We start from the raw sequence: 12,075 nt of genomic DNA, 5'->3' as shown, positions 1-12,075 counted from the left end.
GATGCTACCACATTTTCCACAAACGCCATTCCCCGTATCCCTTCTTCCACTCCCGGAAAATCAAGCCATTCTTCTTTTGGTTTTTCGCCATCAATTTTTGCCCTTACCGTTAATGCAAAGTTGCGGTATAAATTTCCAAAGGCTTCTAAATATCCTTCGGGGTGCCCGGCAGGAATTCGGGTGTTGTGTGCAGCAAAAGAAGAATTGTATGCACCACCAGTTCTGTAAATTTCAGTTGGTTTATCCAACCATTTTACCAATAAAGTATTGGCATCTTCCTGTTTCCATTCCAGTCCGCCTTTTTCGCAATACACTCTTATCTTAACATTATTTTCTTCGCCGGCAGCAATTTGTGTAGCCATTAAAACTCCGGTAGCACCATTATTAAATTTTAAAAATGCAGCACCATCATCATCCAGCATTCTGCCTTCTACAACAATATTTAAATTGGAACAAATTTTTGTTACCTGCAAACCCGTAACATATTCTGCCATGTTAAAAGCATGCGTTCCAATATCACCCATGCAACCTGCCTTGCCGCTTTTTTTAGGATCGGTGCGCCAGCTGGCCTGTGCCTGTCCCGTACTTTCTAACAAAGTGCTCAACCATCCCTGCGGATATTCCACATAAACTTTTCTCACTTTTCCTAACGAACCTGCTTTTAATAGTTGTTTAGCCTGCTTTACCATGGGGTAACCGGTGTAAGTATGGCATAATAATAAAGTTAAACCTGTAGCATCCAGTTTTTCTTTTATTTGTTTGGCCTGCTCTAAAGTAAAAGTGATCGGTTTTTCAATCACCACATTAAAACCTTTATCTAATGCCATCATTGCCGGATCGAAATGCACAAAGTTGGGTGTAACAATAGTTACAAAATCAATTTTTTTATCAGCAGGCATGGTGGCTTCTTTTTCCAGCATCACTTTATAATCGGTATAAATTCTGCTCTCTTCTAAAAATAAAGATTTACCGGAGTCTAAAGCAATTTCCGGATTTACACTTAATGCCCCGGCAACCAGTTCCACCTGGCCATCCATATTCATGGCAAGGCGGTGTACTCCGCCAATAAAAGCATCTTTGCCACCACCAATCATTGCCATTCTTAATTTTCTTTGCATAATATTATTTTAAGTTATAGTGATACTATTTTAATGAAGGGGATTTTATTTAAAATTAAAAATAAAAAATTTATTAAAGTTATTGCTATTAATTTTAAAAAATAGCAACCGCAAACGGTTGCGATAAAACATTTTTTTTATTATTTGATTTTTTGATTAGTATAAAAATTATATTTACGATGTAATTATTTACCGCTTTAAAAATCGATATGCAAGCTATTAACCGAAACAAACTTTTTGTTGCCAGCTGTTTGGCGCTATTAGTAACCTCTCTTTCATTTGGTATCCGTGCCGGATTATTAGGTACCTGGGGTACCCAATTTAATTTAGATAAATCTGAAATTTCCACTATCACTGCAACAGCTTTTTGGGGTTTTCCTCTTGCTGTAATTATAGGGGGAATGGTTGTAGATATTATTGGTATGAAAAAGTTGCTGGTAATGGCTTTTATCTTTCATCTGTCAGGAATTCTGTTAACCATTTTTGCAGGAAGTTTTGGCAGTCCTTACTGGGCATTATTTATTTCCACATTACTTATTGGTATTGCAAACGGAACAGTGGAAGCCGCCTGCAACCCATTAGTAACTGCCTTGTATTCCGATAATAAAACAACCAAATTAAATCACTTTCACTTATGGTTTCCCGGAGGTATAGTAATTGGGTCGCTGATAGTTTATTTTTTAAGCCAACAGGGAATTAACTGGCAGATACAGGTTGCATTAATGCTTATCCCTGCTTTTTTATATGGGTTTCTTTTTTTGAAAGAAAAATTTCCGGTTACGGAAAGGGTTGCAAGCGGCGTTTCTACCGCAAGCATGTATAAAGCATTGGCAAGCCCCCTCTTTATTTTTATGATTGTTTGTATGTTTGGCACAGCTATAACAGAATTATTTACTGGTCAGTGGATAGGCGTGCTGTTAAATAATGTAACTAAAAATTCTTTACTCATCCTTGCAGTATCTACGGGTATTATGGCTATTGGGCGTGCTTTTGCCGGCCCGGTAGTGCACAGCCTTGCTCCGCAGGGTGTATTATTAATGTCTGCAATTTTAGCTACTCTTGGTTTATATATCTTAGGGCATTCGGGTGGTAATATGGTTTTTGTTGGTGCATTAATTTTTGGAATGGGAGTTTGTTATTTCTGGCCAACCATGCTTGGTTTTGTTGCAGAAAATTTGCCTAAAACCGGTGCAGTTGGTTTAAACTTAATGGGCGGCGCAGGTATGTTTGCAGTTTCGGTATATACAATTTTTATGGGAGGGGTTTACGATAATAAAATTGCTGCACATCTTCCGGCGGGTGCTGATTTAAAATTATACAACAGTCCCGAAGCAACTGAACCAATGAAAGCTGCCTTGGCAGAAGCAAATAAAACAGCAGGCCCGGAAATTATTAATACCACTTTAATTATTCCTGTAATTCTAATAGCCGCTTTTGCAGGATTATTTTTTTATATGCGTAACAGAAAGCAACAGGTGTTGCAACCAAATATGAGTCATTAATAATTACATGAGATCAATCATCCGCATACAACTTTCTACAATGATGTTCCTGGAATTTTTTATCTGGGGATCGTGGTTTGTTACGTTGGCGGCATTTTTGGCAAATAATCTTAGTGCGTCCGGTGTTCAAACCGGTGAAGTATTTTCTACACAATCATGGGGTGCTATTATTGCGCCATTTATAATTGGACTAATTGCAGACCGGTATATAAATGCCGAAAAAATATTGGGCTTTTTACATATAGCAGGTGCCGTGCTGATGTACCGGATGTATGGTGCAGCAGACATTTCTAATTTTTATCCCTACGTTTTAGTGTATATGATTTTATATATGCCAACACTGGCCTTGGTAAACTCTGTATCGTTTAATCAAATGACAGATCCCGAAAAAGAATTTTCAAGCATTCGTGTTTGGGGTACAATCGGATGGATTGTTGCAGGGTTACTCATCAGCTATCTTTTTCATTGGGATTCTAAATCTAATTTAGCAAATGGGTTATTGAAAAATACTTTTCTAATGGCAGCAATTGCTTCTGGGATATTGGGGCTATTAAGTTTTACTCTACCAAAAACTCCACCTAAAAAAAATACAAGCGAAAAAATAAGTCTAAGTCAGATTATTGGTTTGGATGCATTGAAATTATTGAAAGATAAAAATTTTGCAATCTTTTTTATAGCCTCTGTTCTTATATGTATTCCTTTAGCTTTTTATTACGTCAACGCACAAAATTTTCTTTCTAACATTGGGGTAGAAAATCCAACAGGCAAAATGACGATCGGTCAAATATCCGAAGTGCTTTTCTTATTATTGCTTCCGGTTTTCTTTACAAAATATGGATTTAAGAAAACAATTTTAGTGGGAATGCTTGCATGGGCACTGCGTTATGCATTGTTTGCTTATGGTAACGCTGGCCAATTAAGTTTTATGCTGATCATTGGAATTGCATTGCATGGTATTTGCTACGATTTCTTTTTTGTATCAGGACAGATTTATACCAATTCCAAAGCAGGTGAAAAATATAAAAGTGCGGCACAGGGCTTAATTACACTGGCTACTTATGGTATTGGTATGCTGATTGGTTTTGCAATAGCGGGTAAAATAACAGATGCGTATAAAATTTCTGAAAAAGTTTTTGATTATAAAATGATATGGTTAATTCCTTCTGCAATTGCAGCAGGGGTGTTTTTATTGTTTGCTGTTTTTTTTAAAGATGAAAAAAAAGAAAATGTTATTTAAATAATGGAAAATAAATCATCAAGACGAAAATTATTAAAGCAATTAGCTGTTGGCTCAATTGCAGTTGCTGCCAATCCAATTGCATCTTTAGCGGTTAATAATAATGATGAAATGTATAAATTAAAAGGTAACATCAACCACTCCGTTTGCAGGTGGACATACAATTTTTTACCGCTGGATGAATTATGTACTGTGGCAAATAAAATTGGCTTAAAAGCAATTGATTTAATTGGCCCCAAAGAATGGAATGTTTTAAAAAGCCACGGCCTGGATTCATCTATGTGCAATGGTGCCGAAATTAGTTTAACAGAAGGATGGAATCATACTGAATATCATTCCACATTAATAAAAAATTATACCGACCATATAAATTTAGTTGCTGATGCCGGTTATAAAAACTTAATTTGCTTTAGCGGCAATAAAAAAGGGATGGATGATGAAACAGGATTAAAAAACTGTGTGGATGGATTGAAACAGATTATGGCATTAGCAGAAAAACGTGGCGTAATAATCCAGATAGAAGTTTTTAACAGCAAAGTAAATCACCCGGATTATATGGCCGATAATACCAAATGGACGATTGAACTTTGCAAAAGACTGGGCTCTCCGAATTTTAAAATTTTGTACGATATTTATCACATGCAAATAAGCGAAGGGGATATTATCGCAACGATTAAAAAAAATCATGAATACTTTGGGCACTATCATACAGCAGGTGTACCGGGCAGGCACGAGATAGATGAAACGCAGGAATTGTTTTATCCTGCAATAATAAAAGCAGTTTTAGATACCGGCTTTAAAGGATATTTAGCCCAGGAATTTATTCCAACTGCAACAACAAAAGAAGATAAAATAAAAGCATTAAAAAAAGCAGTGAAGCTTTGTGATGTATAAGGGTGCACTACTCTAAAAACTAATTAACTATTAAACTAATTAACAAATAAACAATTTAAAATGGCAGACAATACTTACGACGCAATTGTGGTTGGCTCCGGCATCAGTGGCGGATGGGCCGCTAAAGAACTTACCGAAAAAGGGCTTAAAGTTTTAATGCTGGAAAGAGGACCGGATATTGAGCATATAAAAGGTTATGTAAATGCTCAAAAAGAAAGCTGGGAATTCCCTCATCGTGACAGCCGTACACAACAGATGATAAAAGATTTTCCGGTTATAAAAAGAGATTATCCTTTAAACGAATCTACTATGGGTATGTGGGCAAGCGATAAAGACAATCCATATGTAGAAACAAAACGCATGGACTGGTTCAGGGGGTCTCATGTTGGCGGACGTTCGCTGATGTGGGGCAGGCAAAGTTACCGCCACAGCAAAATGGATTTTGAAGCCAATGGAAAAGAAGGCATTGCTGTTGACTGGCCAATTCGTTACGATGATTTAGCACCGTGGTACAGTTATGCAGAAAAATTTGCCGGAATACAGGGAAGTAAAGAAGGGTTGGATGTATTACCTGATGGAGAATTTATGCCTGCAATGGAAATGAATGTAGTGGAAAAAGATATTGCTGGAAAACTAAAAACACATTATAACGGTAAGCGGCACATGTTTATTGGTCGCAGTGCCAATATTACCGAGCCGCATAACGACAGAACTAATTGCCAGTACCGTGACCGTTGCTGGCGTGGCTGCCCGTTTGGTGCCTACTTCAGTACACAATCTGCCACATTACCTGCTGCAAGAAAAACCGGTAACCTTACAATGGAAGTAAATAAAATTGTTACCAAACTTATTTACGATAAAAATTCAAAAAAGGCAACAGGTGTAGAAGTGATTGATGCAGAAAATAATCAAACATATACTTACAATGCAAAAGTTATTTTTCTTTGTGCATCAAGTTTTAACAGCACCTGGATATTAATGAACAGTGCTACTGATATATGGCCTGATGGTTTAGGCAGCAGCAGCGGCGAATTGGGGCATAATATAATGGATCATCATTTCAGATTGGGTGCAAATGGAAGCGTAGAAGGTTTTGAAGATAAATATGTTTACGGCCGCAGGCCAACGGGTATTTATATTCCAAGATTTAGAAATGTAGATGGGGATAAAAGAGACTACCTGCGTGGTTTTGGTTACCAGGGTAGTGCTCACCGTGGCAGGGGAATAGATGTGGCAGAGTTTACACTTGGGGCCGAATTAAAAGACGCATTAGCTGAACCTGGCAATTGGGAAATGGGCATAACAGCCTTTGGAGAAATGCTGCCCTACCACAGTAACAAAATGACATTAAGCAAAACTAAAAAAGATAAATGGGGTTTAGCCGTGCTTGATTTTGATGTGGAGATAAAAGAGAATGAGAAAAAGATGCGGATAGATATGATGAACGATGCAAAAGAAATGCTGGAAGCATCAGGATTAAAAGATGTACGTACTTATGATGCTGGTTATGCTGTAGGGCAGGGTATTCACGAAATGGGTACAGCACGTATGGGCAGAGATCCTAAAACATCTGTACTAAACGGCAACAACCAGGTATGGGATGCTATGAATGTATTTGTAACTGATGGCGCCTGCATGACGAGTGCAAGCTCCGTAAACCCATCGCTTACTTACATGGCATTAACTGCAAGGGCAGCCGATTATGCCGTAAAAGAATTGAAGAAAGGAAATATTTAAATCATTATTCATTTTTATTAACCATTATTAATTAATTAACATGGCAGATAATACTTTTGATGCAATTGTAGTTGGCTCGGGCATAAGCGGGGGCTGGGCTGCAAAAGAACTTTGTGAAAAAGGGTTGAAAGTATTGTTGCTGGAACGGGGTGCCCCACACGAACATATTAAAGACTATAAAAACGCCAGTAAAGAACTGTGGGAGTTTGAACACCGGGGAAAAACTACCGAGCAGCAAAAAAAAGATTATCCCGTTATTCACCGTGGTTGGGCTGCAGCAGAGCAGGTAATGGATGCATGGGCAAATGAAAAGGATAATCCTTACACCGAAGTAAAGCCTTTTACCTGGTGGCGCAGTTACCGTTTTGGCGGCCGTTCGGTTTTATGGGGCAGGCATAGTTACCGGTGGAGCCAAATGGATTTTGAAGCCAATGCAAAAGATGGCATTGCAATACCATGGCCGGTTAATTATAGTGAAATTGCACCATGGTATGATTATGTAGAAAAATTTGCAGGTATTAGCGGATCAATTGAAGGCATACCCAATTTACCGGATGGACAATTTTTACCGCCAGTACCATTAAATTTTGTTGAAAAAGATGTTGCAGCAAGAATAAAAGAAAAGTTTAAAGGGCAAAGGCATCTTATTAATTCAAGAGTTGCAAATATTACAGTGCCGCATAACGAAAGACCCGGTTGCCAGTTTAGAAACCGTTGCTGGGAAGGATGTATGTTTGGCGGATATTTCAGTACACAATCATCCACTTATCCGGCAGCATTAAAAACAGGCAATCTTACAGTTCGCCCTTTTTCGTTAGTAACACAAGTATTGTACGATAAGGATAAAAAGAAAGCAACAGGCGTAGAAGTTTTAGATACAGAGGATAACAAAACATATCAATTTAATTCTAAAATAGTTTTTCTGTGTGCATCTGCATTAAATTCTGCATGGATATTAATGCGCTCTGCAACTGATGTGTGGGCAGATGGCTTAGGCAGCAGCAGCGGTGAGTTAGGGCATAACATTATGGATCATCATTACAATTTAGGAGCATCAGGAACAATTGAGGGTTACGAGGATAAATATTATTATGGCAGAAGGCCGGCAGGTTTTTATATTCCAAGATTTGCCAATGTAGGAACAGATAAAAGAGATTATTTACGTGGTTTTGGATACCAGGGCGCAGCAAGCCGCAGCGGATGGAGCCGTGAAATTGCTGAAATGAATATTGGAAAAGATTTAAAAGAAGCATTAACCGAGCCGGGGCCTTGGCAAATGGGTGCAACTGGTTTTGGCGAAATTTTGCCTTATCATGAAAATAAAATAACACTCGATAAAACTAAAAAAGATAAATGGGGTTTGCCGGTTTTATCAATGGATGCAGAGATAAAAGAAAATGAGATGAAGATGCGGAAAGATATTTTATCAGACATTGTAGCTATGCTTGAAGCAGGCGGTGCAAAAAATATAAATACCTACGATAGTGGTCATGCGATGGGTCATGGCATTCACGAAATGGGTACAGCACGTATGGGCAGCGATGCTAAAACATCGGTACTAAATAAAAATAACCAGGTGTGGGATGCACCAAATGTGTTTGTAACCGACGGCGCATTTATGACATCTTCTGCATGTCAAAATCCATCGCTTACTTATATGGCCTTTACTGCAAGGGCAGCTAACTATGCAGTTGAACAATTAAAAAAACAAAATTTATAATACTCCTAAAATAAAAATTATGGAACGCAGGGAACTTTTAAAAATGATTGCCGTATTAACCGGCGGTGTTGTAATTGGTGGCGATGTATTCTTATCGGGATGTACATCTAAAACAGCAGATGCTTCAACTTTTTCTGTCGATAATATTGCATTGCTGGATGAAGTGGGAGAAACTATTATTCCTGCTACAGCTACACCGGGTGCAAAAGCCACAAAGATTGGCGAGTTTATGAAAACTATTGTTACTGACTGCTATACCGAAGCCCAGCAAAAAGTTTTCGGTGATGGCCTTGCCGGCTTAAATGCCGCTTGTGAAAAAGCCAACGGTAAATCTTTTATGGACAGCACACCGGAGCAACGTAAATCTTTTTTAATTGCTTTAGAAAAAGAAGCAAAAGATTACAATGCTAAGAGGGATGAACAGGACAAACCGGCAAAAGAAAAAGCTAAAAAAGAAATGGATCCCAATTTTGTTGGCGCTCCATCACATTATTACACCATGATGAAGCAATTAACTTTGTGGGGATATTTCAGTTCAGAAATTGGAAGTAAGCAAGCCTTGCGCTGGGTACCCATCCCTGGAAAATACGATGGCAACTTACCTTATAAAAAAGGTGATAAGGCCTGGGCTATTTAAAAATATTTTTTGTTATAAAGAAATGCCGTTCAATTTTTCGAACGGCATTTGTATTTTTGTATTTATTGTAAGAATATACCTATTGCATCCCTTAATGTTGAAGAACCTACCCGAAAAAGGGATCTAATACAAATTAAACATTGAATATCTGTCCGATTAAAAAAAATGTCAGGTTGAGGCACTCATAAAAAAAATCAAGCTCTTTGCAAATGACAAAATTTCGATTTCATTGTCGTGTCAGGCAGAGCTTGTCGAAGCCGGTGCCTTATTTAAAGCCGCCTTCTACAAGCCCAAGGCTGACAGTATTCTTTCAATGTCTAATTGATGTAATCTTTTTCGGGTGGCTTTTTTGTTTCTTTTTTTCCACAAAAAAAGAAAAGAAAAAAGACTACTGTAATATAAAAGCTATTGCTGCGTATATATGTTCAATAACATTCATTAAAATTAAATTAGGATATACATTAATTTTCCTTCAATAACTTATCAATCATTCCCTCAAATTCTTTTTTATAAATAAGATAATGATTGCCTGTTGCAGGACCGTTAAAACCTGTATCTAATTTTCTGATTTTTCCCGCCTTATCAATAATTACAGAAGAAGGAAAAAATTTGATTGGTGTTAGCTCCGGCAATGTTTTTTCGGTACGCAAACTATCGCCAACGCTAACACCGGTATTTAAAATAGTGTACTGCACATTAAATCTCTCCTGAAATTTTTTCAGGCTTTTTACAGAGCGTTCCCAATTAGTACTGTACTCGTAAGCCAGCGCAATAACTTCTACACCACGATTTTTATTTTTATTGTAGTACTCACTTAAAAAAGCAGTTTCATCCATACAGTTGGGGCACCAGCTGCCCATTAATTGTATTACCACTACTTTATTTTTAAATTGATCACCGTTTATGGAAACAGGTTTGCCTTGCAGGTCTTTAAACGTAAAATGTAATTTCTCTTCGCCGGGTTTTACATACATGGCTACTGATTCTTCCGAAACTTTTGCCGCAGCATTTTTTACTGCAGACCAGCCTTCTTTATAAGTAGCACCCGAAAAAAAAGTACCGCCACTAATTTTATTATTGCCTCCCACCTTTGCAGTAAATAAGAAAGCATGGCCACCATCAAAGCAACTGAGTAATATAGAATCTTTAGTAACAATGCCTTCTAAATAGCGGTAGTCGCCGGTGGGGTTTAAAAATGTACCCGTTACTTTATTACCCGTTTGTTTAAATTCTGCAACCGATAATTCGCTGGCCTTTGCGCTGGCAAATATTGCAGCCCATCTTCCCGAAATATTTTTAGTGCTTTTGGTTAAGGCATCAAATCTTTTATTACCGGGTATTGCAACAAAAGGGATGGACTGTGTTTTTACACTGCCGCCCTTCAGCCAAACACCCGTTATTTTTTTATTACTGTACACCACCCGGAACTGCGATTCAAAAACCGGCATCTGAACAATTATTGAATCACCGGCTGCAGTTATATTATCAACCTTTATTTTTTCTGCTGCGTTATGGATATACCAAACGGGTTTGCCTTTTTCTATTTTCCATTCAAACGTAAAAACAATGGCATTGCCATCGTTGCGCTGCAACTTTGCACTCCACCAACCCTGTTGGCCAAATATTGCCGGACTTGCACTCAATAAAATTAACGCCAGTAAAACTTTCATGCTGCAGGTTTGTTTAAAAAACAAAGATACCGTTACCCCCATCAAATAAAAAAAGGCATTTGTTAAAAATCTATCATTTATATAGACTGTTTTTATTTATTGGCTGGAATGATTTTATTTCTGTATAATTTTGTGCAGGTAAAAATAAAATTATGTCAGGCATATTAGATTTGGTAGGCAATACTCCATTGGTAGAATTGAAAAAACTTAATCCCAATAAAAACGTAATTATCTATGGAAAACTGGAAGGTAACAATCCCGGCGGAAGTGTAAAAGACCGGGCCGCTTACGGCATGATAAAAGGCGCAATAGACCGTGGCGAACTAAAACCCGGCATTACTTTGGTGGAAGCCACCAGCGGCAACACCGGCATTGCATTAGCCATGATTGCAAGTTTATTTAATGTGCCGATAGAATTGGTGATGCCCGAAGATGCAACAAGAGAAAGAGTTTTAACGATGGAAGCTTTTGGTGCTACAGTAACACTTACACCAAAAGAAAAATCAATGGAAGGCGCCATTGATTATGCCAATGCACAGGTTGCAAAAGGCGGTTACCACATGCTTAATCAATTTGGTAACGAGGATAATCCCAACATGCATTACAAAACTACCGGCCCCGAAATTTGGAAAGACACTAACGGACAGGTAACACATTTTGTTTCTGCCATGGGCACAACCGGAACAATAATGGGGGTGTCAAAATATTTAAAAGAACAAAACCCTGCTGTACAAATCGTGGGTTGCCAGCCAATGGACGGCGCTAAAATCCCCGGCATACGCAAATGGCCCGAAGCTTATTTACCCAAAATATTTAACCGCAGCCGTGTGGACCGTATAATAGAAATTGCAGAAAAAGATGCCCGTGTTATGGCAAAAAGATTAGCCCGTGATGAAGCTATCTTTAGTGGCATGAGCAGCGGCGGTGCAGCACATGCAGCTATTGAATTAGCCAAAGAATTAACAGCTGGGGTAATTGTTTTTATTGTTTGCGACAGAGGGGACAGGTATTTGAGTAGTGATTTGTTTGATTGAAATAAAAATAATTTTGTGATGACGGGTTTATGTCCCGACGGGGTTTTCATCCCATGGCTCATGTGGGTGAGCATGAAACCCCGGCGTATGAAAACTCTTCAAATTTTTTTACGCTGAGTTCTTCATTTACAAAATTGTAGCAATTATTTATAGAGCGGCTTTATAAAACTTTAAAGCTCTTTTAAACGCCGGGGTCTCACGCTATGCTCATTGCCAGGCGGTGAAGACCCCGGCGGAACGGAAAGAACCTTTTGTTGGTGGCAGTTAATGTCGCCAGTTAAGAATTACGCCAAATTCTTTCCAGGTTTTGTCGCTCTGTAATTGATAAAGCATAATACCACCGCCGCCGCCAAGATAGCTGTGTCCGTTGTCCCATTGAACGATGGCAAATGTTTTTGAATTGTCAAAGACAGGTCTCGAATAGTAACAAATAGTTCGGTCGGATACTTCAGTCGAGTTGTATTTATTGACATACTTAGAAAAATGGCGGATTTGCTTTTTGTCTGTCAACTTATACTTTTGAATT

Annotated in this window: 10 protein-coding genes; 7 read left to right on the top strand and 3 right to left on the bottom strand. The window is 38.3% G+C overall.

Features of this window, described 5'->3' with window-relative positions; genetic code table 11:
- Nucleotides 1-1,118: Gfo/Idh/MocA family protein (locus ACY65O_RS04375; protein WP_462219630.1), on the bottom strand; the 1,118-nt coding region annotated here is incomplete at its 3' end.
- Between the two features lie 209 nt (nt 1,119-1,327).
- On the opposite strand from ACY65O_RS04375, the gene ACY65O_RS04370 reads away from it, so the two are divergent.
- From ACY65O_RS04370 to ACY65O_RS04345, 6 genes are read left to right on the top strand one after another with little or no spacing between them, the layout of a single operon-like run.
- Nucleotides 1,328-2,620, top strand: coding sequence for an MFS transporter (locus ACY65O_RS04370; protein ID WP_462219629.1), 1,293 nt, complete (start codon nt 1,328-1,330; stop codon nt 2,618-2,620).
- A gap of 7 nt (nt 2,621-2,627) precedes the next feature.
- Complete coding sequence (locus tag ACY65O_RS04365) at nt 2,628-3,857, top strand: nucleoside permease (RefSeq protein WP_462219628.1); 1,230 nt, start codon at nt 2,628-2,630, stop codon at nt 3,855-3,857.
- A 3-nt stretch (nt 3,858-3,860) separates the two neighbouring features.
- Complete coding sequence (locus tag ACY65O_RS04360; protein WP_462219627.1) at nt 3,861-4,751, top strand: hydroxypyruvate isomerase family protein; 891 nt, start codon at nt 3,861-3,863, stop codon at nt 4,749-4,751.
- Nucleotides 4,752-4,811: 60 nt separating this feature from the next.
- Nucleotides 4,812-6,488, top strand: a complete 1,677-nt coding sequence (locus ACY65O_RS04355; protein WP_462219626.1) for a GMC oxidoreductase — start codon at nt 4,812-4,814, stop codon at nt 6,486-6,488.
- Nucleotides 6,489-6,528: 40 nt separating this feature from the next.
- Nucleotides 6,529-8,208, top strand: a complete 1,680-nt coding sequence (locus tag ACY65O_RS04350) for a GMC oxidoreductase (protein WP_462219625.1) — start codon at nt 6,529-6,531, stop codon at nt 8,206-8,208.
- A 19-nt stretch (nt 8,209-8,227) separates the two neighbouring features.
- The gene (locus ACY65O_RS04345) at nt 8,228-8,845 is read left to right on the top strand and encodes a gluconate 2-dehydrogenase subunit 3 family protein (RefSeq protein ID WP_462219624.1); all 618 of its coding nucleotides are present in this window, start codon (nt 8,228-8,230) and stop codon (nt 8,843-8,845) included.
- 461 nt (nt 8,846-9,306) lie between these two features.
- Here ACY65O_RS04345 and ACY65O_RS04340 read toward each other — a convergent pair whose 3' ends face one another.
- Nucleotides 9,307-10,515 carry a peroxiredoxin family protein gene (locus ACY65O_RS04340; RefSeq protein WP_462219623.1) on the bottom strand — a complete coding sequence of 403 codons (1,209 nt, stop codon included), beginning with the start codon at nt 10,513-10,515 and terminating at the stop codon, nt 9,307-9,309.
- Between the two features lie 152 nt (nt 10,516-10,667).
- Between ACY65O_RS04340 and cysM the strand changes: the two genes are divergently transcribed.
- Complete coding sequence (gene cysM / locus ACY65O_RS04335) at nt 10,668-11,549, top strand: cysteine synthase CysM (protein WP_462219622.1); 882 nt, start codon at nt 10,668-10,670, stop codon at nt 11,547-11,549.
- A 264-nt stretch (nt 11,550-11,813) separates the two neighbouring features.
- Here the strand turns inward: cysM and ACY65O_RS04330 are convergent.
- Nucleotides 11,814-12,075, bottom strand: a 262-nt coding sequence (locus ACY65O_RS04330) for a hypothetical protein (RefSeq protein ID WP_462219621.1), incomplete at its 5' end; no start/stop codon positions are given.

The organism is Ferruginibacter sp. (assembly GCF_031430955.1).
Classification (GTDB): Bacteria; Bacteroidota; Bacteroidia; order Chitinophagales; family Chitinophagaceae; genus Ferruginibacter.
This window is presented reverse-complemented; position numbering and strand designations above follow the sequence as displayed.

Bases quoted from the DNA above. Each gene is read 5' to 3' on its own strand.
- ACY65O_RS04370 (WP_462219629.1), top strand. From the start codon at position 1,328: ATGCAAGCTATTAACCGAAACAAACTTTTTGTTGCCAGCTGTTTGGCG.
- ACY65O_RS04355 (WP_462219626.1), top strand. From the start codon at position 4,812: ATGGCAGACAATACTTACGACGCAATTGTGGTTGGCTCCGGCATCAGT.
- ACY65O_RS04350 (WP_462219625.1), top strand. From the start codon at position 6,529: ATGGCAGATAATACTTTTGATGCAATTGTAGTTGGCTCGGGCATAAGC.
- ACY65O_RS04365 (WP_462219628.1), top strand. From the start codon at position 2,628: ATGAGATCAATCATCCGCATACAACTTTCTACAATGATGTTCCTGGAA.
- ACY65O_RS04345 (WP_462219624.1), top strand. From the start codon at position 8,228: ATGGAACGCAGGGAACTTTTAAAAATGATTGCCGTATTAACCGGCGGT.
- ACY65O_RS04340 (WP_462219623.1), bottom strand. From the start codon at position 10,515: ATGAAAGTTTTACTGGCGTTAATTTTATTGAGTGCAAGTCCGGCAATA.
- ACY65O_RS04360 (WP_462219627.1), top strand. From the start codon at position 3,861: ATGGAAAATAAATCATCAAGACGAAAATTATTAAAGCAATTAGCTGTT.
- cysM (WP_462219622.1), top strand. From the start codon at position 10,668: ATGTCAGGCATATTAGATTTGGTAGGCAATACTCCATTGGTAGAATTG.